Source organism: Crocinitomicaceae bacterium (assembly GCA_016708105.1).
Lineage (GTDB): Bacteria > Bacteroidota > Bacteroidia > Flavobacteriales_D > Crocinitomicaceae > JADJGJ01.
The window spans coordinates 1,139,883-1,166,321 of sequence record JADJGJ010000001.1 but is presented as its reverse complement, the minus strand read 5'-3'; the positions used below and the strand labels follow the sequence as shown (position 1 = coordinate 1,166,321).

General features: G+C 37.9%; 21 protein-coding genes. 13 read left to right on the top strand and 8 right to left on the bottom strand.

Going from position 1 to position 26,439, the window contains the following annotated elements; all coding sequences use genetic code 11:
* Window positions 1-8: 8 nt before the first annotated feature.
* The 6 genes from IPH66_04965 to IPH66_04940 form a co-directional block, all read right to left on the bottom strand.
* Window positions 9-3,968: a PKD domain-containing protein gene (locus IPH66_04965; GenBank protein MBK7128703.1), complete on the bottom strand. Its 3,960-nt coding sequence runs from the start codon at window positions 3,966-3,968 to the stop codon at window positions 9-11.
* 575 nt (window positions 3,969-4,543) lie between these two features.
* Window positions 4,544-6,382: a LysM peptidoglycan-binding domain-containing protein gene (locus IPH66_04960; GenBank protein ID MBK7128702.1), complete on the bottom strand. Its 1,839-nt coding sequence runs from the start codon at window positions 6,380-6,382 to the stop codon at window positions 4,544-4,546.
* Between the two features lie 2 nt (window positions 6,383-6,384).
* Window positions 6,385-7,917 (bottom strand): glutamine-hydrolyzing GMP synthase, encoded by a 1,533-nt coding sequence (guaA, locus tag IPH66_04955; protein ID MBK7128701.1) that lies wholly within the window; start codon window positions 7,915-7,917, stop codon window positions 6,385-6,387.
* 97 nt (window positions 7,918-8,014) lie between these two features.
* A complete protein-coding gene (locus IPH66_04950) occupies window positions 8,015-8,818 on the bottom strand; it encodes a hypothetical protein (GenBank protein ID MBK7128700.1) in 804 nt (267 codons plus the stop codon).
* 16 nt (window positions 8,819-8,834) lie between these two features.
* Complete coding sequence (locus tag IPH66_04945) at window positions 8,835-9,641, bottom strand: hypothetical protein (GenBank protein MBK7128699.1); 807 nt, start codon at window positions 9,639-9,641, stop codon at window positions 8,835-8,837.
* Between the two features lie 41 nt (window positions 9,642-9,682).
* The gene (locus tag IPH66_04940; protein MBK7128698.1) at window positions 9,683-10,021 is read right to left on the bottom strand and encodes a MerR family transcriptional regulator; all 339 of its coding nucleotides are present in this window, start codon (window positions 10,019-10,021) and stop codon (window positions 9,683-9,685) included.
* 155 nt (window positions 10,022-10,176) lie between these two features.
* On the opposite strand from IPH66_04940, the gene IPH66_04935 reads away from it, so the two are divergent.
* Genes IPH66_04935 through IPH66_04925 form a run of 3 tightly spaced genes read left to right on the top strand, consistent with a single transcriptional unit; the run spans window position 10,177 to window position 12,395 of the window.
* Window positions 10,177-10,755, top strand: a complete 579-nt coding sequence (locus IPH66_04935; protein MBK7128697.1) for a hypothetical protein — start codon at window positions 10,177-10,179, stop codon at window positions 10,753-10,755.
* Window positions 10,756-11,466, top strand: a complete 711-nt coding sequence (locus IPH66_04930; protein MBK7128696.1) for a class I SAM-dependent methyltransferase — start codon at window positions 10,756-10,758, stop codon at window positions 11,464-11,466.
* 29 nt (window positions 11,467-11,495) lie between these two features.
* Window positions 11,496-12,395, top strand: a complete 900-nt coding sequence (locus IPH66_04925) for a TraB/GumN family protein (GenBank protein ID MBK7128695.1) — start codon at window positions 11,496-11,498, stop codon at window positions 12,393-12,395.
* A 2-nt stretch (window positions 12,396-12,397) separates the two neighbouring features.
* Here IPH66_04925 and IPH66_04920 read toward each other — a convergent pair whose 3' ends face one another.
* Window positions 12,398-13,231 (bottom strand): universal stress protein, encoded by an 834-nt coding sequence (locus IPH66_04920; GenBank protein MBK7128694.1) that lies wholly within the window; start codon window positions 13,229-13,231, stop codon window positions 12,398-12,400.
* A gap of 196 nt (window positions 13,232-13,427) precedes the next feature.
* On the opposite strand from IPH66_04920, the gene IPH66_04915 reads away from it, so the two are divergent.
* The 9 genes from IPH66_04915 (at window position 13,428) to IPH66_04875 (ending at window position 20,842) form a co-directional block, all read left to right on the top strand.
* Complete coding sequence (locus tag IPH66_04915) at window positions 13,428-14,978, top strand: PAS domain S-box protein (GenBank protein MBK7128693.1); 1,551 nt, start codon at window positions 13,428-13,430, stop codon at window positions 14,976-14,978.
* On the top strand, window positions 14,971-16,032 hold the full coding sequence (locus IPH66_04910) for a response regulator (GenBank protein ID MBK7128692.1): 1,062 nt from the start codon (window positions 14,971-14,973) through the stop codon (window positions 16,030-16,032). The genes IPH66_04915 and IPH66_04910 overlap by 8 nt, the downstream gene beginning before the upstream one ends.
* A gap of 56 nt (window positions 16,033-16,088) precedes the next feature.
* Complete coding sequence (locus IPH66_04905; protein ID MBK7128691.1) at window positions 16,089-16,661, top strand: FKBP-type peptidyl-prolyl cis-trans isomerase; 573 nt, start codon at window positions 16,089-16,091, stop codon at window positions 16,659-16,661.
* A gap of 107 nt (window positions 16,662-16,768) precedes the next feature.
* A complete protein-coding gene (locus IPH66_04900) occupies window positions 16,769-17,998 on the top strand; it encodes an aminotransferase class I/II-fold pyridoxal phosphate-dependent enzyme (GenBank protein MBK7128690.1) in 1,230 nt (409 codons plus the stop codon).
* A 98-nt stretch (window positions 17,999-18,096) separates the two neighbouring features.
* Window positions 18,097-18,609, top strand: coding sequence for a GNAT family N-acetyltransferase (locus tag IPH66_04895; protein MBK7128689.1), 513 nt, complete (start codon window positions 18,097-18,099; stop codon window positions 18,607-18,609).
* 2 nt (window positions 18,610-18,611) lie between these two features.
* A complete protein-coding gene (locus IPH66_04890) occupies window positions 18,612-19,079 on the top strand; it encodes a hypothetical protein (protein MBK7128688.1) in 468 nt (155 codons plus the stop codon).
* Between the two features lie 117 nt (window positions 19,080-19,196).
* Window positions 19,197-19,634: an Rrf2 family transcriptional regulator gene (locus tag IPH66_04885; protein ID MBK7128687.1), complete on the top strand. Its 438-nt coding sequence runs from the start codon at window positions 19,197-19,199 to the stop codon at window positions 19,632-19,634.
* A 24-nt stretch (window positions 19,635-19,658) separates the two neighbouring features.
* Complete coding sequence (gene ric / locus IPH66_04880; protein MBK7128686.1) at window positions 19,659-20,381, top strand: iron-sulfur cluster repair di-iron protein; 723 nt, start codon at window positions 19,659-19,661, stop codon at window positions 20,379-20,381.
* Window positions 20,378-20,842: a hemerythrin domain-containing protein gene (locus tag IPH66_04875; protein ID MBK7128685.1), complete on the top strand. Its 465-nt coding sequence runs from the start codon at window positions 20,378-20,380 to the stop codon at window positions 20,840-20,842. Before ric ends, IPH66_04875 begins: the two co-directional genes overlap by 4 nt.
* A 9-nt stretch (window positions 20,843-20,851) precedes the next feature.
* Here IPH66_04875 and tsaD read toward each other — a convergent pair whose 3' ends face one another.
* Window positions 20,852-21,859, bottom strand: a complete 1,008-nt coding sequence (tsaD, locus tag IPH66_04870; GenBank protein MBK7128684.1) for a tRNA (adenosine(37)-N6)-threonylcarbamoyltransferase complex transferase subunit TsaD — start codon at window positions 21,857-21,859, stop codon at window positions 20,852-20,854.
* A gap of 112 nt (window positions 21,860-21,971) precedes the next feature.
* Between tsaD and IPH66_04865 the strand changes: the two genes are divergently transcribed.
* Window positions 21,972-26,405, top strand: coding sequence for a translocation/assembly module TamB domain-containing protein (locus tag IPH66_04865; protein MBK7128683.1), 4,434 nt, complete (start codon window positions 21,972-21,974; stop codon window positions 26,403-26,405).
* Window positions 26,406-26,439 lie beyond the last annotated feature (34 nt).

Genomic DNA, 26,439 nt, shown 5'->3' with positions numbered 1-26,439 from the left:
CTAATGAATTATTTGAGTACTGTCACGTGTCCTCTGAATTCGTATTTTTTATCATTATAGGTGTCTTTGGCTTCAATTACCCATACATAGGTACCGTCTTGAACTAAGCCTTGGCTGCCATATTTACCATTCCAGCTTCCATCAGGATTATATGATTCCCAAACAATTTCACCCCAACGATTGTACATGGTGAGATGGAAATCATAAATGTCAATACCTGAAATATACACTCTCCAAGTTTCATTGAATTCATCTCCATCCGGGGTAAATATATTTGGAGCAAAAATGACAACTTCATTCACAATGCTTACAACACCGGTCACAGAATCAACACAACCATTGTCGTTGTAGACATAAAGAATAAGTGGATAATCACCAGGCACCCCTTCAGGATATAGCACTACCGGATTTTGTTCATTAGAAACCGGAGGTAAAACACCGTTTCCAAATTCCCAATACCATTGTGTTACATCATCAGAAGAATAGTCATTGAATGTGATTTCAGTCTCAAATATAGTAGCCGGAATTGGAGCATAGGTAAACATTGCATTCGGATAATCAAACGTCTCAATATAATTCGTAAACGTAGTATCAAAAACGCATCCATCTGTTGTTGTCACAGTCATGCTGACATCAAACATACCGGGTGAATTAAAGCTATGAACTATAGGTGATGTACCTGCAACACTTAAACTGCTTCCGTCAGAAAATTCCCAAAGCGTTGTTGCAATTGAACCTCCGGTTAGATTTGTAAAATTCACCACTAGCGGATAACATCCACTCACCACATCAGAAGTCATCATGGGGAAAACAGCCGGTGAAATATTCACATTCATACATTGCTGCACACTCGGCGAAGGACAATTCTCAGTTACCGTTACACAAACATTGGTAGTTGAATTTGGGTTAAATGTAAATGGTGTACCTGTGCCCAGCGTTGTTGCACCGGTTGTCCAAGTATACGTATAAACACCATTACCACCGGTAGCAGATGCATCAAGGGTTGCTGATTCACCTGCGCAAATTGTAAAGTCAGGTGTGAGTGAAGTAATTTGAAGTGGAGTTGGCTCATCAATGGTAACAGTAGATGAAATCGAACAACCAAAACCGTTGTCAACATCAATCGTATAGGTGTCATCACATAAACCGGTGAATAGCCCTGTTCCATTGTTAGTCACAGTGCCACCACTACTTGTAATCTGATAATTGACAAGGTTTGTTCCTGTAAGAGTTATTGTACCATCGCACACGGTATAACAAGTTGCATCTGTAAACGCCGGAGGATCTAATGTAGGAATATTGATATCCAACACATCATCACTCACGGTGACCTGACAACCTTGATCATCCATAATCACGAAAGAATAATTTACACCAGGGGCAGCAGCTCCACACAATGATCCAAAAATATTACCGGCTTGCCATGTTGTTCCACCATCATTACTGTATTGCAACGGTGCAACTCCATTTGCTGATGACAGCTCAACTGATCCGTTACATGCCTGACAATCTGAGTCAACAACAAGTGTGGCACCTTGTAAGGTAAAAATAGTTACATCAATGAATGCAGATGCAAAACATCCGGCGCTATCCACGCGATATTCATAGAGACCTGCAGCCGCAGTTGCCGGGGTGATAGGCATTGCAACCACATTCCCAGTCGGATCATACCAAGTGCCTCCGGTTTGTGGTGTGCCTCCTAAATAGTTGAACAAATCTTCAGGTGCACCTTCAAAACAGAAAGTAGCAGAACTATCTGTTCCTGCATCTAATCCGCCACCTATTGAAACTAACACATCATCTGTAGTAAAACAAAGCGGATGTCCAACAGGATAAACTGTAAGTGTATACGTAGTTGTTCCGGTTAAATTGATAACAGATGGATTTGGAATTGTCACATCATCTAATGAACCATTATTAGGTGTCCATGAATAAACTAGAGCTGGTCCGCCGCCACCACAGCTGACATCCCAGTTCCACATCACGGTTGAACCCGATGTACATGAAACAGAACCATCTGAAGTAAATAACATAGTAATACAACCAGTTGGATTTGTTGCTTGCCAACTAAGCCCTGCAAGGTTACCATCCATTGGTCCTGCAATTACAGGAGCAGCTGTATTCATACCATCATAAATGGTTACGTAATCAAACCAAGTTTCTGTTGTTCCGGCGTTGAATGAAATAGACATGAAAGTTAATCCATCACCAGGAGTATCTGGGCAATAAGTCCATGTTTGATAAACGTTGTTACCATAACAATAGGTAAAGTTACCGGCATCATTTGCGCACATGGCTGTTGGTGCACCAAGTGTTACAGGTGTACCGTTGCAAATGGCAGTATCCAATCCGGCAATTGCAGGTGGATTAGGAGTCACTGTCACATTCACAGTTGAATCATAGGTACATCCAAAATTGTTGACGCAATAATAAGTGTACTGGAATGTTCCGTCAATAGAAGGTTGCACGGTGATTTGATCAGCATCCGGTGTACTGCTGATAATATGAGGTGAAGTGAGATCCCAATAAGATGAATCAGGTCCCAAACCAATTTGTGGGGTGAATTGAGTAATTGCAGGATACAATGGTGGATCTAAATTAATTTGGAATCCCGGCAGATATCCATCATCACCTCCCCATAAGTCAGTGAACAATAAATTCCATACGCCATTTAATGGACAACCAAACAAATCTGTAAATGGATCAATAGGAGCATAATTACCAACCGGAAGTGCACCTGCTACGGGGGTAGCAGCAATCCAAGTTGTGGTTGCACTTGGTGTAAAACAATAGTTCCAAGGTGTACCAATATTATCAGGCATATTATCACAAACCGGACCTGTATAACTAGGGACACCAAGATTTGTTCCACCGCCACCTTGTTGGTGTAATGTCATGATTTGACCGGTTGGACATTCAATTTGTAAAACAAAATCTCCCATGAAACTGTGTTCAATATCAACACAAATTGAAACGATATCACTGATTTGATCAATAATTTCTCCTGATGCAAATCCGGTCATGGTCATTGGCAACACATTAAGAATACCAACATCATCCGGCACACAGTGATCAGAATCCCAAACTCCGCCAGGGAAACCTGTCCATTCAACTTCATATTGATCAGGTTGTGCAACTAATGATACGGACTCTCCCAAACAAATTGTGGTATCACCGGGAAAAGGAATAAATGAAGGCGGAGTAGCAACAAGTACCTGCAAAGACAACAAGTTATTATTACTGCAACCGTTGTCATCTTCAACATACAACTGAACTAAATATTCACCCGGAGTGCTGAATGAGTGAGAAGCAGAGGTACCACTCAATGAGTCAAGTGTTCCATCCATAAAATCCCAAGTCCATTGCACCAGATTAAAGCCTGCTCCGGCTTGTGAACCGGTATCCATAAAATCAATTACTTCACCAACACAAACGGCAATTGAATCACCGGCTACGTTGTCAGCATTTTGGATGATACCTTGCACAATAGGATTATCACAAGGTGTCTCACAAGAAATGGATGCATTAAAATTTCCAACACCGTTAGCATTAGAATTAAAAACAATGGTAAGACAACCTGATGGATTGAGAATGGAAGCTGAAACCATCAAACCATCCAAATCAGTTGTTCCATAGGTTCCAAGCGTACCTGCACTGGTATTTGGTCCGTCATAAATTGTCATGTTATCAGCATCTGAACCAGGACCAGGAATGTTATCAGTGCCGTCTAACTGAAAGACCACCCAATAAAGTGTCACAAAATCTCCCGGTACATCAGGGCAAATAGTTACGGTGTAACTTTCATTGTCCGAGTATGGGGTAATAGGCCCGGCACCACCCGAATCAAAAAGTCCACCAAGACAAGCATTGACAGTTGTTCCGTCTGAGGAGGCATCCATGATAACTGTGGTTTGCGCAAAGGCAGATCCAACGAAAAAAGCCGCGAGGCCAAAAAACAATTTTTTCATTTTCATAGTTTTTTATATTATTCTCAAGCGTTCTTGATTAAAACCGTGCAGCAATTTTTTGTCAAGACAAGCAATGCATCTTCATGTAATAATCACTTTAAGAAGACAAGAAACACCGTTCAATTTATAACAACGACAAACGCTTCTTGTTTTCATCACGCCTTGATCATGTAAAATTAATTCAAGATCGTTATGCGGTAGACGGCATATAAGTGCCAAAGTTGCTTTCCTGAATGAACCTATTTGTTGATAAACTCAATTCAAGTTTTTTCAGGCACGAGGAAATTGGAGAAGCCACCTATGCCAAACCAGTAATAAATTCAAGTATTTGTAGAACCTAAACAGATTTAAACAGGGTATTATAAAAACAAGAATTCGTCGGTTAATAATTGTATTCAAGAAAATTTAATTCTAAGGATATTTATCATGTTTGTCAGGAATTGATAAGATCATGAAAAAAATTGATATTTATTAACAATCTATTTATAAATTAAACAAAAATGCATTAATTTGAATTTTTACAGAGATTTGAATTGTAAAAACGACTGATAATCAGAAATAAAGGAGATGACGATTTAATCAGCCAATTTATGCAATTCATAATCCTGATATTTCACTATGCAGGTTCTGAAGTTTTCTTTACCTGAACCTTCAGCCACCGGTTTAAACACAAACCGATTTTGCACAAGTTCAATTTCACACCCTGATAAGAAAGGGTCAAAGTTTTTTCCATAAAGATGAAGCGCGCCTAAAAAGTACATACCAATATCAAAGCCTTGAGTTGCAAAAACAGTAGGATCAGTGCCAAATCTTTTTCTGAATGCTTTTACAAATTCTTTACCCTGACCTTGATTATAATCTACAAAACGATACGACGAATAGTGTTGCAATAATCTATTGCGATAAGCCATGTCAACATCGTCATATTTGTTCCAATCTTCAATTCCAAAAATGATAATTTTCATTTTGGTTGAGCGGTAATTACTGTTCATGACACTATTCAATCTTGAAAAAACGCCGGCAACAAATTTGATGTTTTCAGAAGGCACCAGAACAACATTGATGGTATCTTTTTTTATGTAAGTTTCCAAATCTCGTCCGCTGTTACTGCCTGAAAGAACTTCAATAATATGATCATTCATGTAACCTGATTTCAGTTTAATTCCTGAATTGTATCTTGCAACACAACGGTCAAAAATAGTAAGGTCACCTGAGCCGGGTTTAACTAGTAATACGTTGTGATGATAGTGATGCTCCAACATATAATCAACTGCGCCATCAAACAATGTCATGGTTGATGAAACTGTTTTGTACACCATTGGATTTTGATTTAATACAGCTGCATCTACTTTGAAAGGAATTACCATTGGAATATTTTTTTCTTGACAAAGTTTAGCAGTTACATCAACTTCATTTTGAAACATGGGACCAACAACTAAATCCACATTTTTAAATTCATCCTTAGAAAAAATAGAAACAATTGTTGCGGAATCTTTTTTGGTATCATACACATAAATATCTACACTTAAACCTGCAGCTTTTAGTGAATCAGCCGCCATTACAAATCCTTGATAAAATTCAAAATTCATTTTAGTTGTCGGATACAACTCTCTCACTTGATCAATTTTAAGCGGCTTGGCCATTTCAGCATCATTCTGAGATAGCATCAACGGTAAGAGCAAGGCAACGGTATAAACAGGTTCACGCACTATAGTGTAATTACCTTGATTAGTTTGATGTTGATTATCTATTGGTAAAATTTCTTTTTCCAAAATTTCATAATTCATTTTTTTCACCGGAATAATCAGCACATCACCTTTTTTCACTTTTACGCCCTCCAAATGATTTAGAGTTTGAATGGTATCAGTTGTAACCATGTACCTGCGCGCAATAGAATAAAGCGTTTCATGTTCAAGCACGGTATGCTTCACCACAGAATCAGTATACGTAATTTCATATTGTTGAACAGGATCAGTTTGAATTTGCTCAGTACTATTATTTAAAGTTTCTGAAATGGGAATATTCAATTTCTGACCAATAGATAAACCATTTTCAACACCGGGATTTAAAGCGAGCAATTGTTCAACAGTGCATTTATACTTTTTTGAGATGCCGTACAATGTCTCACCCTGAGCAACAATATGTATCCCATAATTTTCACTCACAGATTGATTGGCAACCGGAATTAAAATTTTCTGACCTATTGCCAAATTATCAGTTAACCCCGGATTGGCATTCAGAATGGCATCCATATTGGTTTTGTACAATGTTTGAATACCATATAGCGTATTGCCTTGCTCAACAATGTGCACGTAGTATTTTTTACCGTTGATTGTTTCAACAGGTGCATTTTCAGGCTGAGAAAAAACCAAACCTGAAAGCAAGATGAAAGTCAGAAAAAATAGTTTGCGCATAATTACTCCCATTCAATAGTTGCCGGTGGTTTTGAACTGATGTCATAGGTTACCCGGTTAATTCCTTTGACGTTATTGATAATTTCGTTTGAAATTTTTGCAAGAAACTCATACGGTAAATGACACCAATCAGCAGTCATACCATCTGTTGAACTAACGGCGCGCAAGGCAACTGCGTTTTCATAAGTCCGCTCGTCACCCATCACACCCACTGATTGAACAGGTAACAGAATTGCACCTGCCTGCCAAACATCATCATATAAACCTGCTTTTTTCAACCCATCAATAAATAGATAATCTACCTCTTGCAAAATGCGTACCTTATCTTCAGTGATATCACCTAAAATACGAATTCCTAATCCGGGTCCGGGAAAAGGATGTCTTCCAATGATCGTTTCAGGAATTTCCAACGCACGACCAACACGTCGCACTTCATCTTTGAATAATAATCGTAGCGGCTCAACTACTTGCAATTTCATAAAATCAGGCAAACCGCCTACATTGTGGTGTGACTTTATTGTAGCCGAAGGGCCACCTGTTGCAGAAACAGATTCAATTACATCAGGATAAATAGTTCCTTGACCAAGCCATTTTACATCACTAACCAATTGTGCCTCCCGATCAAAAATATCAATGAATTTTGCGCCAATAATTTTTCTTTTCTTTTCAGGATCTGAAACTCCTTTGAGTGCTGAATAGAATTCATCTTTAGCGTTGACACCTTTGACATTCAAACCTAGTCCGCGATATGAATCAAGCACTGATTCAAATTCATTTTTACGCAACAAGCCGTTGTCAACAAAAACACAATATAGGTTTTGACCAACAGCCTTATGAAGTAGTGTAGCTGCAACTGATGAATCAACTCCACCTGATAAGGCCATGATCACTTTATCATTCCCCAGTTTTTGACGAAGACCGTTAACCGTAACGTCAACAAAAGAATCAGGTGTCCAATTCTGAGAACATCCGCAAATATCTATCACAAAATTTTTGAGTAATTGAGTTCCAAATTCAGTGTGATACACTTCAGGATGAAACTGAATACCGAAGGTTTTTTCATTCACTACCTCGTAACCTGCAAATTCAACATCTTCTGTAGAACAAACTAAACGGTAATGATCAGGAATTTTCTTAATGGTATCACCATGACTCATCCAAACGGTTGAAGGTGCTTTAACATGCTTCATAAGCGGTGAACCGTGATCAACAAAATTTAAGCGTGCTCTGCCGTACTCACGAATTTTAGACGGCAACACTTCACCTCCAAAATGATGAGCCAAAAATTGAGCTCCGTAGCAAACACCAAGTAGCGGAAGTTTACCTTTAATGGCAGTAAGATCAGGCTTAGGTGAATTTTCATCTCTCACTGAGAATGGACTTCCTGAGAGAATTACGCCTCTGATATCATCACCAATAAAAGGAACTTTATTCCAAGGATGAATTTCACAGTACACATTCAGTTCACGCAGCCTGCGGGCAATCAATTGAGTGTATTGTGAACCGAAATCGAGAATTAAGATGGTTTCCTGCATTGGACAAAGATAAAAACAAGAAGGGGAATTCAATTTTCCCCTTCACGTAATTTAATTATTTGTACAATGTTGTTGATAAACTGTCCGCTCTCAACAATTATTGAAGATTAAACTCAGTCTTCAGCCACTCACCTAGGTTATCTTTCTGAGGATTTCCATAAAACTCATTCAAATAGGCGGTTACCTCTTTGATTTGGGTTGGAGCATCTTTCTCAGCATATTCAGCCATAATGATCTCTACTTCACCTTTCAACACGGTAAGATCAGGGAAAACTGGTGTGAATGTGCCAATCTTTTTTGATTCAGATCCTTGTCTGTAAAAAATCGTCATTTCTTTTTCTGTTACTTCAATTGCTTGACCATCAATTTTGAAAATTTCACTTTTATCAAGGAGAAGATACTCACCGTCATTCGATAATTTTTTACGAATTAATTCATCATTATGATAGTATGTCAGATAAAAGAAATTGTTGTCATCCATTGGAAAAGCTTCTTTACCCAATTGCAATTTCATGGTGCCAATTACCAGATATCTTCCGCTGAAGTGATTTTGAAGATCAATCAAATTAATTAAGGCACCGGCGCGTGATGATACGTTATTAGCAGCCGGTAAAATATTTGTTTGCCCTTGCTCAGATGGAGACAAAACAAAACGACCTTTTAGATTTGAAATCACCGCTGCACGACTTTGTTGTGTTTTAAAATCTAGTGCAACACCTGGAGAAAAAATATCTCCTTGTTTCATATCAGTATTTGTTTTTTGGAACACAATCTGACCATCCACTTTAATTACTTTGTATTGGTCAGAAGACGCAAGCTTTGTAGTTTCCTCGGTTCCCATCCATGAGAACAAACCAACTGTAGCTCCGGCTAACAAAAATCCGTAAAGTACTTTTTTCATATTTATTCAAGTTTAATTATTTCACATTAAATTCAGTTGCAAGCCAATCTGTAAGATTATCTCTGGAAGCCTTACCATAAAAGTCAGTCAGATACGAATCTACTTCAGCTAGTTTAGTCCATGTTTCAGCATTCTCAAATGATTTGAGTATAAAAGCAACCTCTTCTTTCACAACAGCATCATCAGTAAACACCATAGTAAACGTATTTATTTTGCGCACTGAATCTTTTTCTTTGTAATGAATGGTCATGTCTTTTTCAACAACCGGAATTGGGTTACCGTCAATTTTATAGATTTCATCACGATCAAAAATGAGTTTATTGCCCTCAAAGCTCAATTTTTTTGCAATTTCTTCGCCTTCATGCTGATATGTAAGATAAAAAAATGTCTCATCATTCATTGGAAAAGATGTTTCAGACAATTCAAGTTTAGAAACCCCAAGCACCAGATATCTGCCACTGAAATGGTTTTTCAAATCAACAAAATTCACAAGCCCACCCCGGCGTGAAGACACATTATTAGCGGCCGGTAAAACTTTAAGAGCACCTTTATTATTTGATAGTACAAACCGTCCGTGAATTTCATTGACAATAGCAGCTCTTGATTCAGGAGTCATGAACTCAAGCGGTGTGCCTGTTATGTACATGTCACCACGTTGCATGTCTTTGCCTGATTGTTCAAACAGAATTCTGCCCTGAACAGTTATAACGGTATACTCATTATCACTGTCGGTGTTCCTAATCTCATCATGCTGAATAGCAATAGCAGAAACGCCCAGCAATGCAACCAGGCTAAAGGTGAGAACTAAACCAAATACTTTCATTTCAACGGGTTTTGATATTTAACTACAAACAATATACCAAATTACAACTTTCTGTCTAATTCGATCAATTTATGTCTGATAGACAGAAGTTTTTGGTAAATTTCTGAATTCTTGTCTGAATTTACAACAGTTTCTTTCAATTTTTGCTTTGCTCCTTCTAAGGTATGTCCCTGACGCTTAACTAAATCGAATATTTTACGAAAAGCCAAAATGTCTTGATTTGTAAACTGTCGGTTCCCTTTTTTGTTTTTATGAGGTTTTATAAGGTCAAATTCTTTTTCCCAAAACCTGATCAGGGAGGCGTTTACACCAAATAAATCAGCCACCTCACCAATGGAGTAATAAATTTTTTCAGGTTGTTTATCAACATAAGGCGACATAGAACAAAGGTAAAAAAATTAGTCACAGTGCTCAATAGCTCTGAATATCTGACTGAAATGCTGTTGAAAATTTATACTCATGCAGTGGTTAAAATCTTATTTCATTATGAACCAGAAGGGCAATGAAAGGGTTATATTTGCAAAAATTTTCCCGAATGCCTTCATATAAATTCAGGGTACTGATTGACACCACAGACGGAGCTGATATATTCAGAGATATTCTGATATCAACATCAGACACGCTTGAAACATTTTATGACACCATCATGAAAGCATTTGATTTCAAAGGAGATCAGATGGCATCTTTCTATAAAAGTAATGAAGACTGGGATAAAGGGCAAGAGATTACATTACTTGACATGGGGTTCAGTGAAAGTGGTGAGCCTGTGTTATTGATGAGTGAAACCAAGTTAAAAGATGTAGTAACTGAAGCAGACCAACGCCTGATTCTGGTGTACGATTTCATGCGTATGTGGTGCTTTTTAATTGAATTAGTTGGCACACAACCAAAGGCAGTTGCAAAACCACAAGTTCTCCTCAGTATAGGAAAATCACCGGCTGAAGATTCAAAAAGCCTTGATGCGGGTGCAGGTTTCCAATCAGGAGAAACGCTTGATTTGGGCAGTGATTTTGATGATATCTTCAGTGGTGAAAATGATGATGATGATGAGTTTGGTGATGACTTTGATCCGGAAGATTTCAAAGATGAAGGCACTGAAACTGATTTTTATTAAATGAATGCATCAGCTGATCCAATAGGTGAAGCGCTGAAAGACTATATCAGCGGAAATCTTCAAGCTGAAATTTTGGTTGAAAGTGATCTCTGTGATGACGATGTTATTCCGCTAGAATGGCTAACCCGCAAGCTGAATCAAATGCCTGACCTTGAAAAAAAAGCGCTTGATTTATGCAAGGGATCTATTTTAGATATTGGAGCCGGAGCGGGATGTCATGCCCTGGAATTAGCTTCAAGAAGTATGGATGTTTCGGCCATTGATATTTCATCCGCTTGCATTGAGTATTTGAATAAGAAAAATATACGTACCATTCACGCCGATATCTGGTCATATCAGGATAAACAATATGACACTCTTTTATTATTGATGAACGGCATTGGTTTAGCCGGTAAAATTGATCAACTGCCTGCATTTTTGATTCATTTGAAATCACTGTTAAAACCTGGAGGAACGGTGATATGTGAGTCAACCGATCTGGCTTATTTATTCATGGATGAAGACGGATCCATGCTTCTTGATTTAAATGATAGATATTATGGTGAAATGAAATTCAACATGCGTTATAAAAATCATGAAACAGGTTGGTTTGAGTGGCTCTACATTGATCACGAAAATTTGACCGCTTGTGCTGAAATTGCTGGCTTTCATACAGAAATTATTTACATCGGTGAAAACATGCAGTATCTTGCTTTACTTAAAATTCACTAGTCCTCTTTTCTAATTTTTATTGTCTATTTATGACCAGGTTACTAAAGATAAAATCTCCTAAAACACTATTCAGTTGGATATTTTTACTCAGCGTATTCACCTCATGCGCTCAATCAGATGCAGTTGATGACGGCAACTCACTTTTATGGAAAATTGAGGGAAAAGATTGTCATACATCTTATTTATTCGGAACCATGCACATGATAGAAGAGCAATACTTTTCCATGTCAGAATCTCTGATAGAAAAAATAACATCATCTGATGAAATTATCATGGAAGTTGGCGGCATGCCTGATCCTTTTGAAACCTTACAGCTTATGAGTTTGGACAGTGGCAAAGTGCATGATTATTTTACTGAAGAACAATTGCCGATATTGCTTGAATTTTTTGATAAAAAACTTGGTACTGATCCTGAAACCTTTCACCAGCTGTATGGCAAAATGAAACCATTTTTTATTCTTCAAGCCATTTCACAATCTTATTTTTCAGAAAATTCAGTTTCGTATGACCTAAATATCATGGCGCTTTCCAAAAAGCATGATATCCCATTATTTGGTTTAGAAACAATTGAAGAGCAACTTGGATTTTTCTCATCTATCCCGCCTGATGAAATGGCAAATCTTATCATGGAATCAATAGAAAACTATGAGAAAGAAAAGAAGAATACAAATAAATTGATGAAAATATATGCTGAAGAAGATGTGGAGAAATTGATTCCGCTGATGAATCGGCAATCACCTGAATTCATGGCGTATTCAGATGTTTTTTTATACAACCGCAACAAAGCCTGGGTTCCAAAAATTGAAACCGAAATCAGCACAAAAAAATGTTTCATTGCAGTAGGAGCCGCACACCTTTTTGGTGAAGGAGGATTAATTGATTTGCTTACCAAAGCAGGTTATACAGTTACTGCCGTGTCAACCAAATAAACTTATTTTTCATGCAAAACCAACATAGGTTTTTCAGCATGCAGTGCAAGTTTGCGTGTTAAACTGCGGTGAAAAATTTTCTCCCACATACTGTAATGTCTTGTTACCACCGCAATGAGATCACAATGGTGTTTGTCAGCAAACTCAAGCAAGGCCTGTTCAGTATCTTCAGCTTCAACATAGTGAAAACTGTGTTTTGAAGCTCTCAGCAATTCAGTTAATTTCAATTCTTCCGTATTTTTCTGATGTCCGGCTGAGACACGTTGAGTGAAATTAGCTACGTGCACAAAAGGATCGTACTCATTAATGATAGTAAGTAAAGGAGCAAGGCATGAAGCCATGTTATCTGAAAAATGAAAATCAGTTGCAAACAACACTTCACTGATCGTATGATTGCGACATCCTTGCGGAATGATGATCACTGGGCAATCTACATTATTGACAACATGAGAAGCCACACTACCAAATACCACTCCGGTTGCATCGGTTTGTCCTTTGGTACCCATCACAATCAAGTCTATTTTTTTTGCAGTCACAATTTTCTGCATCCAATCTACAGCTGAGCCAAACTCAAGAATGCCATGAATTTTTACATCACCATATTCCATTTTCAACTCACCCAAATATTTGTCTAGTTTTTTACCTTCAGTATGTTTAATATCATCAGCGATTGCAATGCTTTCTGCAACTCCAATAACAGGCAAACCAAACGAATGAAAAATAAAAACTTCAGCACCCATATCTTTTGCCAAAGCCACCCCCATTCGCGCAGCGCGGTTAGCGGTAACAGAATAATCTGTAGGAATTAGTATTGATTGAAAAGATTTCATAGCCATAACTCAGTTTTTCACGCAATGTACAACTGTTTGCTAAACAATATTCTGACTTGAAATAGAAGCGCAGATGACATAACTCAGCTATATAATTTGTCGGCAATATTTTATTGGTATGAAAGATTCCTGAATTTCAATTCATGACTTTTCGCAATTCTGACTAAATTTACCCTGATAAAAATCATCAAACCTAACCCTTTTGAAAGTAGATTTAGCCAAATTTAGTGGACATCAGGTATATAGAATCCTGTTTGCTTCAATCAATGAAGGCGTTATCATTGTGAATAAGGATGGAGCCATCTTACTGGCCAATCCGCGCAGTCATGAATTATTTGGGTATGATGAAGGTACCCTTGAAAACGTGACCATTGAGCAATTAGTGCCTGAAGCATCACGTGAAAAACATGTGAAATTGCGCACAAATTTTCATGCTTCACCTCGCAAACGATCTATGGGAGAAGGCATGAATCTGCAGGCAGTCAGAAAAGATGGTTCAAAATTTTATGTTGAAATCAGCCTTAATCACTTCTCTATTGAAGATGAAATTTTTGTGGCAGCCCTGATAACAGACATTACACAACGCGTTGAGCAAGAAAATCAAATCAAAGAACTGAACTCTGAACTTGAACGTAAAGTATTAGAGCGCACGCAAGAGGTAAGAGAAAGTCAAGAACTCTACAGCGCCATTGCACGAAATTTTCCCAACGGTACCATCAATGTTTTTGACCGCAATCTCAACTATATTTTTGTTGAAGGGAAAGAACTTTTTCAATTAGGGATAACCAGTGAAAAGTTGATTGGCACTCCCTATCTCATGCGGCTGTCACCTGAAATCAGACCCAAAATTCAATCAGCACTCATGGATGTTTTCAGTGGTGAGGGCACAGATTTTGAAATTGAATACAAGGATCAGTTTTATCGTCTTACTGCGGTGCCATTGTCCAAAAAGAATAATAAAATTGATAAGATTTTGGTGGTTGAACAAAATATCACCCAACAGCATTTGGCTTCACAGCAACTTGAAGAAGCATTGCAGAAAGAACGATCACTGAATGAAATGAAATCTCGGTTTGTGAGTATGGCCTCACATGAATTCAGAACACCGCTTAGCACCATTCTATCATCTGTTTCACTGATTGAAAAATACATTGAAAACGGCGCTTTTGAAAATACTCCTAAGCACATTAAACGCATTAAAAATTCAGTGAAAGGGTTAACAGATATTCTCAATGACTTTTTATCCGTTGACAAATTGGAGAATGAAAAAACAGAAATAAAAATTAGTTGTTTTGATTACCATCATTTTTCAAAAGAGATGGTTGAAGACATGCAGGGAATGTGCCGTGAAGGACAAGTAATTGACAGAATTGTTGAAGGTGCCCACACTGAACTTTGGTGTGATATTAATATTCTGCGCAATATTTTGTACAACCTCCTTACCAATGCAATCAAATATTCAGGTGAAGATCAAATTATCGGATACTACACAAAACTTGAACCTGATCGCATCATGATAAAAATTGAAGACCATGGTATTGGAATTCCATTGCTTGAACAAGAGCAGTTGTTTACCCGGTTTTTCAGAGCCAAGAATGCAATTAACATCAAAGGCACAGGTCTTGGGTTGAATATTGTGAAGAGTTATCTTGATATGCTGGGAGGAACAATTAACTTTACAAGCGAAGAGAATAAAGGAACTATCTTTGTAGTTACCATACCCATTCATAAATACAAACCAGATTATGAGTAAAAAAATAGCATTAATTGAAGATAATCTTGAAATGCGTGAGAACATTCAGGAAATTCTGCAGCTTGCAAACTATGAAGTTCATTCTGCTGAAAACGGTAAAAAAGGAGTTGAATTGATCAAAAATGAAAAGCCTGATTTGATCTTGTGTGATATCATGATGCCTGAATTAGATGGTTATGGTGTACTTTACATGGTGAGCAAAAATCCTGAAACGGCTAGTATTCCCTTCATTTTTCTAACCGCTAAATCTGAGCGTGAAGATTTCAGAAAAGGAATGAGCATGGGCGCTGATGATTACCTGACAAAACCATTTGAAGATACTGAGTTGCTTGATGCCATTGAAAGAAGATTAAACCGAATTGAACAGTTATCTAAAGAATTTATTCCATCAGAAAAAGGCTTGCATGATTTTTTAGATTCAGTGAACGGAATAGAAAGTCTTGAAAAACTTACGCATGAAAAGAGATCAAAAAAGTTCAATAAAAAAGACAGCATATTCTTTGAAGGAGATTTTCCAAACTTCCTTTACTTCGTGAACTCAGGAAAAATCAAAACATCTAAAATGAATAAAGACGGGAAAGATTTTATTACCGGCTTATTCAACGAAGGTGATTTTTTTGGTTATACTGAAATGATCAAAGATTGCAATTATACTGAATCAGCAACCGCGCTTGAAAATTCTGAACTCACCTTGATTCCACGTGAAGATTTTCTAAAATTATTGTACTCATCCAAAGATGTTTCATCTAAGTTTATTAAAATGCTTGCCGGTAATATGGCTCAAAAACAAGAGGAATTATTGAACCTTGCTTATGATACCGTACGCAAACGTGTGGCTGATTCGCTATTAAAACTGAATGAAAAATATAATCCCGGACATGAACCCGGCTTCAGCATGAGTATATCACGCGATGATCTTGCGGCCATTGTGGGTACTGCAACTGAATCAGTAATTAGAACATTGTCTGAGTTCAAAGCTGATGGATATATCAATATTAAAGGTTCAAACATCACTATTCTTTCGCCTGAAAAATTGAAGAATTTCAGATTCTGATCTTGCAATGAAAAAAAAAATCAAATTAAATTAACAGATACTAAAACAAAAAACAAATGAAAAAAATATGGTTCATAATGACCGGTGCAGTTATGGTTGCTTGCGGTTCAACAACTGAAAACACAACAACAACCACAGAAACTACGCAGAAAACAGTTGAAGAAACCGTTGAAGAAGTGATACCTGAAGTGCAATACGTTGCTGACAGCAGTGCCGAAGAAACGATTCAAAAATATCTCAAAGAAAAAAAATGGGAAGGTGTAAGACATGAATCAGGTATGTATGTAGTTACAGATAATCCGGGTGAAGGAGAAGATCGTCCTAACCTGAACCATGAAGTAACCATTTTCTACAAAGGATATTTATTAGATGGAACTCAATTTGACGGCACAGATACTGAACCTGCAACTTTTCCTTTATCTAACTTGATTGCCGGTTGGCAGCTTGGTATCCCAATGTTTGGTAAAGGAGGCAAAGGAAAACTCATTATCCCTGCGGGACTAGCTTACGGACCTGATGATTACTTAGATCAGAATGGAGAAGTTCTTATTCCCGGGAATTCTACATTGATGTTTGAAATTGAATTGATAGATTGGCAAAAAGCCCAACAAAGAGGCTTTCCATGGTAATAGCATCTGAATGAATTTAATATCCCCTGACGAAAATCAGGGGATTTTTTTTTGTCTTATTTACATCACAGCACATTTAATGCTGAACTTTGCGCAAAATTTTTCACATGCATTGGCCAAAGCTACCCACCAGACAAATTAAAGAACGTGTATTTACAGCCCTTGATCATAACCTGAATTACCGAAAAGAATCAATTCTTGGATTACCTGCATCTTATCTTGATCAGGAACAATTTTATTTTGACGCCCCATTTTTAAAAGACGCTGCTTACTTGAGTGTACTCATTCACAACCCAAATCATATTGGATGTCATACCTACCAAAAAGGAGAATCATATTTCAGTGGAACACACGAATTGGAAGTTGACCTGATTCGCCTCTGTGCTGAAGAAATTTTTGGAGCAGCAAAAAACGGATATGACGGATACGTTGCACCTGGTGGCACAGAAGCAAACATTCAGGCACAATGGATATTCAGAAATTATTTTCAAAAAGAATATCAGGCGAAAACATCAGAAATTGGATTAATTTTTTCGGAAGATGTTCACTACTCTGCTTATAAAGGCTGTAATCTACTTGGCATAACACCCATCACGGTGAAAGTAGATGAAAACAGAAAATGGAATATGGATGATGCTGAACAAAAAATTTCAGATGCGCAAAAAGCAGGAATTAAATACCTGATCATTCATCTTACCATGGGCACCACCATGTTTGGCAGTGTTGATTCATCAAACGCAATTACCGCCTTGGTAAGACAAAAAGGCCTGCGTTACTTTGTGCATGTTGATGCTGCATTTGGAGGATTCATTTATCCATTTACATCCGGTGACACAGATCTTACTTTTGCAAATCCTGAAATCAGTTCAATCACCATTGATGGTCACAAAATGTTGCAGGCTCCTTATGGAACCGGAATATTCTTATGCCGCAAAGGATTAATAGAATATGCAAAAACGGCAGAAGCATCTTATGTTCAGGGAACAGATTTCACTTTGTGCGGAAGCCGTTCAGGTGCCAACGCCATTGCGGTTTGGATGATTTTAATGACGCACGGATCTGACGGTTGGAAATACTTGATGCAACGCCTAGTTGACCGCACTGATCAGATTTGTGAAAAGCTAGATGAAATAGGTATTGAATATTTTCGTCATCCGTTAATGAATATTGTTACCATGAGGGCTGAGAATTTTCCACTCAACGTAGCAAAAAAATATCATCTGGTTGCAGATAATTTTGACAACCCGAAGTGGTGGAAAATTGTTGTAATGCCCCATGTAGAAAAACATCTCATTGATGAATTTTTGATAGATTTGCATCAGAGCAAAGTCTATTAACTTCTGCAACGCATTTACCAATTCTTATTAATAAAGAAAGTGTTAAAATGTAGATGATGTCTCATTAAATTCTGCCAAATATTTCATACCTTTCACCGGTGAAAATCAGAAAAGCAAAAATATCAGACCGTGAAGAAATTGCAGCGCTCTACCGCTCTGTAGCTGACAGCGTAGTAGGCATTGCCCGACGTCCGCATGAAATTACCGATACCTATGTTTATGCTTTGCTCAACACCAAACCTTCTGACATTGTTTGCCTGGTTGCGCTTGATGAATCTGACCAAATTATTGCACTGGCTCACGGAATAAAAAACGGGCTTGAGATTCATAGCCATATTCTGAGTGACCTCACCGTCATTGTTAAAACGGATCAACAATCAAAAGGCGTTGGAAAACAACTGGCACAAGCACTACTCCAACACATTGCTAATGAAAGACCTGACATTATGCGTTTGGAAATGGAAGTCCCTGTTATTCCAAGCCTGATTGATACCTTTTTAAAAGGTGGATTTCACAAAGAAGGACAAACTATTAAACGGATTAAAAGACCCAATGGCACTTTTTCTGATAGTGTTTTAATGGTTTGGTTCAATCCAAATTTCAAAGGCTGATCATGCAACTCATCATGTTATTAGGTACTGTTTTCGGCTTGTTTCAGGCACTCCGTTTAAAAAATACTTGGTCTAAAGCAATCAATTGGACTATGGTCATTGCGGTTGGTCTTACGTTTGTGCCACACCCCGTTGTTAAATATGATGCCTATTATCTTTATATTCTTACCCAATTTGCAGTGCTGGTTTATGCTTTCTCAATGCTCGGTTTTTCTATTCTAAAAAAAATCTGTCTCATCACTTCAGGCCTGATGACCTTGTCTGCTTCGGCCGGTGTACTTTTCAATATGCACGGGTATGAATTCGTTGCCCTAAGTTCCGGTTTGATTCATCTTGCTGTATTAATTTTTGCCCTGCGCAAAGAAAGTACTGAATATAAAGAAGAACTTGGCTTTCTCGCTATTCTGGGAGCTGACGCTATCACGCGTGTTATTGGCGGCGCACTGGGAATTCTCGCTACTGCCGCCTAATTCTATCTCTTATATGTTTTAACAAACAAGCATGACAAATTTCATGTTTTTTTATTTCGGACATTTTTGTCCTTTATTAAAAATGAGCTATCTTTGTACCAGCAATCAGATCAAAATATGTTTTCAAAAACTTGCGAATACGGAATCAAAGCAGCCATTTTCATTGCGGTGAAATCAGGCAAAGGAGAACGTACCAGTTTGCAAGACATAGCGCATGAAATTGATTCGCCGGCATCATTCACTGCAAAAATTTTGCAGAAAATGGTTCACAGCAAAATCATTGCATCAGTAAAAGGTCCGCATGGAGGATTTGAAATAACCCCTGTTCAGGCATCCCGTGTAAGACTAGCAGAAATAGTTTCCTCCATTGACGGAGACAGCATTTACACCGGTTGTGGCTTAGGCCTCAGAAATTGCAATGAAAAAAAACCTTGTCCGGTACATCATCGCTTTAAACAAATACGAGATGATTTACGCACCATGCTTGAGTCAACAACCTTGTTTGATTTATCAGCAGATGTAACCAATGGATTAGCATTTTTAAAACGTAAATAAATAACATAAACTAAAACTAAGAATATGGAAACAACAGCAACCGTAGGATCATTCGTAGCAAAAGACTACAGAACCGCGAGCATCTTTCAAAAATACGGCATTGATTTTTGCTGCAAAGGAGGAAAAACAATTGATGAAGTTTGCACAACAAAAAATATTGACTCAACAAAATTATTGCAGGAGCTCTCACAAGTTTCTGTTCAAGCACAAGGAGACGGGGTTGATTTTCGATCATGGCCACTTGATTTACTGGCAGATTATATTGAAAAAAAACACCATCGTTATATTGAAGAATCAACTCCCACCATCAGACAATTTCTTGACAAACTTTGTAAAGTGCATGGCGGAAATCACCCTGAACTCTTTGACATCAATCAAGAATTTACTCTTTCATCAGGCGTATTGGCGCAGCACATGAAAAAAGAAGAGTTGATACTTTTCCCTTTCGTACGCAATATGGTTGAGAGCAAAAAAAATGGGACTCCCCTTTCACAACCGGGTTTTGGCACTATTGAAAATCCTATTCACATGATGGAAGCAGAGCACGACATGGAGGGTGAACGTTTCAGAACTATTGCCCAACTCACTAACAATTACACTCCGCCGGCTGACGGCTGCACTACATATCGTGTTGCATTTGCCATGTTGAAAGAATTTGAAAATGATTTGCACATGCATATTCATCTTGAAAACAATATTCTTTTTCCGCAAGCAATTGAATTAGAGAAAACGTTTCCGATGGCATGAACCAACCACTCAAAAGAGCACCGGAACTGATTCCGCTCAGTCGTGATCATCATCATGCGCTGTTGTTGTGTTGGAAAATCAGACAGGGTATTGCAAAAAAAGTAGATCCAAATCGCATCATGCAATATATTCGTTGGTTTTATGATTTTCACCTTGAGCCTCATTTTGAGTTAGAAGAAAAAAAGATTTTTACCCTTCCCGGAGTTGGGTCTGCCTTAGTTGAACAAGCAATAGGTGAGCACGCCCAACTCCGGTTTTTAATCAACCAAACTCCAAGCACTGAATTGCTCAGTTCTTTTGAAAAAACGTTAGAACAACACGTGCGTTTTGAAGAGCGCGTACTTTTTGTTGACGTGCAAAAAAACACTTCAACTGAATTGCTGCATAAATTGCACATTGAAGATACTTCACATCAATTTAAAGATAACCTGACAGATGCTTTCTGGATGGAATCAACATGAGAGCATGTTTTAGAAATTCATCCTTGCAGTAGCTGAAACAGACTGCGAAACAAATTCTCCACGCAAAAATTTATAGTGTCCGGCAATGGCTATCATGCCAGCATTATCAGTGCAAAACTGAAACGGGGGAATAAAAGTGTTCCATCCTTCAATATTGCCAATGCGCTCAAGCTCTGACCGCAACAATGAATTTGCTGAAACACCACCGGCAATTGCAATATCTTTTATCTGAAAATCATGCGCTGCAGCCTTCAATTTTGCAAATAAAGTTTGAATTATTGTGTGCTGATAACTGGCGCAAATGTCATGCAAATTATTTTCTATAAATGAGTTGTCTTTTGCTAATTCTTTCTGCAAAAAATAAAGTATGCTTGTTTTCAATCCACTGAAACTGAAATCATAGCCATCAATTTGAGCAACCGGAAATTTGAATTTTAAAGGCTTACCTTCTTGTGCATATTTATCAATCAATGGTCCACCCGGATAAGGCAATCCCAAAATTTTAGCTGCCTTGTCAAAGGCTTCACCGGCAGCGTCATCCAATGTTTGCCCTAAAATTTCCATGTCAAAAAAATCTTTCACCAACACAATTTGCGTGTGTCCGCCTGAAACGGTCATGCAAATAAATGGAAATGACGGATATTTATTCTCCATATTTTTAATGAAGTGAGCCAAGATATGCCCCTGCATGTGATTCACTTCAATGAGCGGAATTTGCAGACCCAGCGCCAGGCTTTTGGCAAAACTCGTTCCAACAATCAACGAACCAAGCAAGCCCGGACCACGCGTAAACGCTATACCGTTCAAATCTTTTTTTGAAATACCTGCCGTTTGAATAGCCATCTCAACAGTGGGCACAATATTCTGCTGATGCGCTCTGGAAGCCAATTCCGGAACAACTCCCCCGTACTTTTCATGTACCTTTTGCCCAGCCACAATATTTGATAATATTTCTCCGTTTTTAATAACGGCGGCTGAGGTATCATCACAAGATGATTCAATTGCAAGGAGTATGATGTCTGAACCGTTCAAATGATTAATTTTGAGAAAAATTTAACCTATCGCAAATTTAGGCAAAATAGTCAGAGCTTTTGGTCGCTCAGTTCATGTCTTGATTGAACTTTGTGTATTGCTCATTTTTTTTCTGGCATTTGCTATTCGCACATCCTGGTTTCAAACGTGGGCTGCACAGCAGGTTGCAAGCTATTTAAGCAGTGAATGGGGCACTGATGTTTCCATTGAAAAAGTTGACATTGTCTTTTTTGACCGAGTTGACATTGAAGGCATTTATGTGGCTGATTGTAAAAATGACACCTTATTATATTCCGGCTTAATACATGCTGACATTGCAGACTGGAGTTTGTCTGAATCTTTTGTCACTATTGAAAAAGCGGAATTGAGTGATGCCTATTGCTATATCAGAAAATACAAAGGTGATTCCACCTTTAATTTTCAGCACATAGTTGATTATTTTGCCAGTGATGAACCGGCTGACACAACAAAATCTGCATTCAAGATAAATGTAAATGCCATTGCACTCAACAATATTAATTTCCGATATCAAGATCAAAATGCTCTGCCCACAAAACATGGAATGAATTTCTCTGATCTCAGTTTCACGTATCTCAGCGGAACGTTTAATGAGTTTGGCATGTCAGGTGATTCCATTGTACTGAATATTTCAGGTTTACAAGCCAAAGAACAATCAGGCTTTATTCTGGCTGATTTAACAACCAAAGTGCTTTATTGCCCGCAGATAGTTGCACTGGATCAACTGCGTCTTGCTTTTAATAATTCGCTGATTTTAGCTGATCATTTCTATTTGAAAACACCAAACGGCGGTAAAGAATTTTCAAACTTTGTATCAGAGGTTAGGTTTGATGCTCACATTTATAAATCACGCATTTCTCTTGCTGATGTTGCCTATTTTGTTCCGCAGCTGTGGGGTATGGATGATATGATAAATATTGTCAACACTGAAATAACGGGTCCGGTTTACGGCATGAAATTAAAAAACACCCGCCTTACCTTATTGAAGAATACGGTGCTGCACGGCGATTTTCAAATCCCTGATTTAAGTGATATCAATTCAGCAATTTTTAATGAACGCGTTGATACCTTCAGAACCAGCATACAAGATATTGAAGCCTTGAATTTATCCCCTTTCATTGCAGAGAATCAAGGGCATATTGAAGTGCCCCACAATTATGAAAGAGCGAATATCATCTCCTTATTAAACGCATCATTTGACGGAGGTATTGAAAGTTTTTTTGTTGATGGTGATTTGAAATCAGGTATCGGAAATATTTCATCAGAGTATGGATTGGAATTTAAACTGATAGATGGAATTTATCATTATGATGGGCCAAGCGGAAATCCAAGCGGAAAAGATGTGATGTTAACGGATGTTGATTTGCGCGCAGTAACCGGCAACCCTTTACTTGGTGAAATAAGCGGATTCATTGATATCCACGGCAAAGGTTTTTCTGCTGATGAACTGGATGTAAACTTCAGCGGTCGTTTATCTGAATTAGGTTTAAACGGCTATAACTACACCGGTATCAATGTGCAGAAAGGACATTTTCATAAAAATATTTTTGACGGTACTATTGATATTGAAGATGATAATCTTGCATTAAAGTATGAGGGAGAAGTGAATTTAAACGGGGCCATGGCATTTGATTTTGACGTGCGTATTGACAGCGCCCATCTTGCTGATTTGTCAATCACCAATGATACGGTGCCAAATAGATTTCAGGCAAACGTACATGTCAACATCAAAGGAACAAGCATGGATAATTTAAGCGGTGAAATATCTCTCTCAAATCTCAAATATAAAGAAGCGAATATTGATTTTGTGCTTGACACCATGAAGCTATCAATAAAACGTTCAAAAACATCTGACACCATCAGCTTATACTCACCTTATGTTGACATGGATTTATCAGGCAAGTTTGATTTGGGTGATATTTACCCTGTTTTGCAAACTCAGCTTTCTTATGTGGTAGATAATTTGATTGAAGCAAAAGATATTGCCACTACCAAGAATAAATATTTTGATTTGGATATCCGCCTGAAAAATGTCAATCCATTATTACAATTTGTTGACGACCAGATTTACATTTCAGAAAACTCACGTGTGCAATCATATTATAATATCAATCAAAAAAGATTTGCTGTAGATGTAAATGTTCAAACCCTGCTTTACCATGGTATGTCACTCACCGATATCAAACTTGAAAACCGGTTTGACAGTACCAAGGCTACATTATATTATCAGGCAGAATATGGAAAATTGAATGACAGTGCGCAGGTGCGGAACATCTACATTGATTCGTATGTAAAAAACAATACGTTTCTCACCAACTTCGGCTGGGATGGATACAAAGGCACCTCCCCTGCCCTGTTTGCATTCAAATCTGTTGTTGATGATTCAAAAAATGTGATGACAAGTTTTGATCCATCCTTCTTTTTCTTGCAGGGCAACAAATGGCAAATCAATCCAAATTCAAAAATATTATACAACCCTCAGTATGTTCAGTTATCAAAATTCACCTTCTCACATGAAGATCATATAGTAAGTTTTGACGGCAGAATTTCTGAAAATCCAAATGACTGGTTATATTTTTATGTTGAAGATTTTGATCTGAGTGATTTGAACGGATTACTTGGAGGTTCTATGACTTTGGGTGGTGTATTGAATATTGACGGCGGCGTGGCAGATGTCTACAACAATATTCGTTTTCAATCAATCTCTGATATCAAAAAATTTGTAATCAATGATGAGTTGGTGGGAGATGTGCTGGTGAGCAGTAAATGGGATAAAACAACCAACAGTATTGGTGTAAACGGTTTTCTGAAACGTGAGAGCAGTGAGACATTCCGTTTTGATGGTAACTACTGGCTTGATAAAGAAGAAGACAATATTAGTTTGAATTTGTATTTTGATAATACCGACATTTCATTTCTCAACGCGTTTGAAGACCCTGAACTTTACACCAATATTGAAGGATATCTTGATGGAGAATTACGGGTCACAGGTGAACTCACTAATCCGGTTGTGAGCGGATATCTTGATATTCCAAACGCAGGAGTAACTGTACCTATGTTCAATGTTGCCTTTGATTTTGCAGGTAGGGTTGGATTCAGTGATGGTGCCATCATTGTAAACAACATGGTATTGTTAGATCAGGAAAAACACAAAGCACTTGCTAACATGCAAATTTATCATACTGACTGGGGTGATTTTAATTACGATGTAACATTGGATATGGAAATGCCGGGAGTTACAGAAAAATTTCTGGTGATGGATACCAAATATGAAGATGGAAGTTATTATTATGGAAAAGCCTACATCACCGGACTGGTAAATATTTTTGGATATGATGATTTGGTGCAGATAACTGTTGATGCAACAACGCAATCAGGTACTGATCTCACTTTGCCACTTTATGGAACGGCAGAATTAGAAGAATCCTCTTTTATACAATTCACCAAACCTGAAGATACTGCTGCCACAAATGTGATCAAAGAAATTGAACGCATGGGCATGACTTTAGATATGAAATTTCACGTAAACCCAAATGCTAAAGTGACCATTGTATTTGAGCCGGTATATGGTGATCAAATTGTTGTGAACGCAGGTGAAGGTGATATTCAAATAGCCATGGATGACTACGGCGTAATGACCATGTTTGGCAAATATCAAATTTTAGAAGGCGTATACAATATGCGTATGAAAACTTACGTGCGTGAAGACTTCACCATTGACCCGGCTAGTACAATACGCTGGACTGGTTCACCGTATGATGCCGACATTGATATCACCGCCACATTCAACAGGTATCTTTCACTGGCAGATATTATGCCGGTTGGTGCTGAACGCGGTACGCGCAAAGATGAAGTGGTTGGATATTTGTACATGACAAAAACATTGATGTCACCTGCGCTTAATTTTGGTATCAAAGCTCCTAAAGCTGATCAAGAAGGTAAAGATGCAATTGCCGCTATCACTGCTGAAACAGATATGTTGACCAAACAGTTTTTTGCTATTCTGGTGCTTCAACGTTTCTTACCCGTGAACGGCACAGGTGAAGGTGGTTCAGGTGCACTGGCAGTTTTAGAAGATCAGATGAATGCTTTATTTGACGCCTTGAGTGAAGATGTAAAAATTTCTGCAAGCTTTAATCAGGGTCAGATGGGATTGCAATTTGAAAAACAAATCAATGATAAAATTACTGTTTCAGTGAGTGGAGGTGTAGTTGATAATAGCAGTGGTGATGCAGGTGCCAGCGGTATTGTGGGTGATGTGCGCGTAGAATATAAATTGAATGAAGACGGAACATTTACCATGAATTTTTTCAATGAAACAAATACCGGATCTGAATCAAGTGAAGGTGGATTTACTCAAGGTGTGAGTATGCATTATCAAGAAACTTTTGATGATCCAAAAGAATTTAGACTGCTGCAAGGATTTTTAAATATTTTCAGAAAAGATTCTAACGATGTCAACATACACAAAGAAGGAAACAACAGAAAAAAAACACCGGTACCGGCTGAATAGTAAAGATTAACTCAACTTTGTTGCAATTAAAATA

Excerpts from the sequence above, each read along its gene's own strand:
- IPH66_04930 (MBK7128696.1), top strand. The coding sequence starts at position 10,756 with ATGAATGCATCAGCTGATCCAATAGGTGAAGCGCTGAAAGACTATATC.
- IPH66_04945 (MBK7128699.1), bottom strand. The coding sequence starts at position 9,641 with ATGAAAGTATTTGGTTTAGTTCTCACCTTTAGCCTGGTTGCATTGCTG.
- IPH66_04950 (MBK7128700.1), bottom strand. The coding sequence starts at position 8,818 with ATGAAAAAAGTACTTTACGGATTTTTGTTAGCCGGAGCTACAGTTGGT.
- IPH66_04905 (MBK7128691.1), top strand. The coding sequence starts at position 16,089 with ATGAAAAAAATATGGTTCATAATGACCGGTGCAGTTATGGTTGCTTGC.
- IPH66_04920 (MBK7128694.1), bottom strand. The coding sequence starts at position 13,231 with ATGGCTATGAAATCTTTTCAATCAATACTAATTCCTACAGATTATTCT.
- IPH66_04910 (MBK7128692.1), top strand. The coding sequence starts at position 14,971 with ATGAGTAAAAAAATAGCATTAATTGAAGATAATCTTGAAATGCGTGAG.
- IPH66_04935 (MBK7128697.1), top strand. The coding sequence starts at position 10,177 with ATGCCTTCATATAAATTCAGGGTACTGATTGACACCACAGACGGAGCT.
- IPH66_04875 (MBK7128685.1), top strand. The coding sequence starts at position 20,378 with ATGAACCAACCACTCAAAAGAGCACCGGAACTGATTCCGCTCAGTCGT.
- IPH66_04900 (MBK7128690.1), top strand. The coding sequence starts at position 16,769 with ATGCATTGGCCAAAGCTACCCACCAGACAAATTAAAGAACGTGTATTT.
- IPH66_04885 (MBK7128687.1), top strand. The coding sequence starts at position 19,197 with ATGTTTTCAAAAACTTGCGAATACGGAATCAAAGCAGCCATTTTCATT.
- IPH66_04965 (MBK7128703.1), bottom strand. The coding sequence starts at position 3,968 with ATGAAAAAATTGTTTTTTGGCCTCGCGGCTTTTTTCGTTGGATCTGCC.
- IPH66_04960 (MBK7128702.1), bottom strand. The coding sequence starts at position 6,382 with ATGCGCAAACTATTTTTTCTGACTTTCATCTTGCTTTCAGGTTTGGTT.
- IPH66_04890 (MBK7128688.1), top strand. The coding sequence starts at position 18,612 with ATGCAACTCATCATGTTATTAGGTACTGTTTTCGGCTTGTTTCAGGCA.
- guaA (MBK7128701.1), bottom strand. The coding sequence starts at position 7,917 with ATGCAGGAAACCATCTTAATTCTCGATTTCGGTTCACAATACACTCAA.
- IPH66_04940 (MBK7128698.1), bottom strand. The coding sequence starts at position 10,021 with ATGTCGCCTTATGTTGATAAACAACCTGAAAAAATTTATTACTCCATT.
- ric (MBK7128686.1), top strand. The coding sequence starts at position 19,659 with ATGGAAACAACAGCAACCGTAGGATCATTCGTAGCAAAAGACTACAGA.
- IPH66_04925 (MBK7128695.1), top strand. The coding sequence starts at position 11,496 with ATGACCAGGTTACTAAAGATAAAATCTCCTAAAACACTATTCAGTTGG.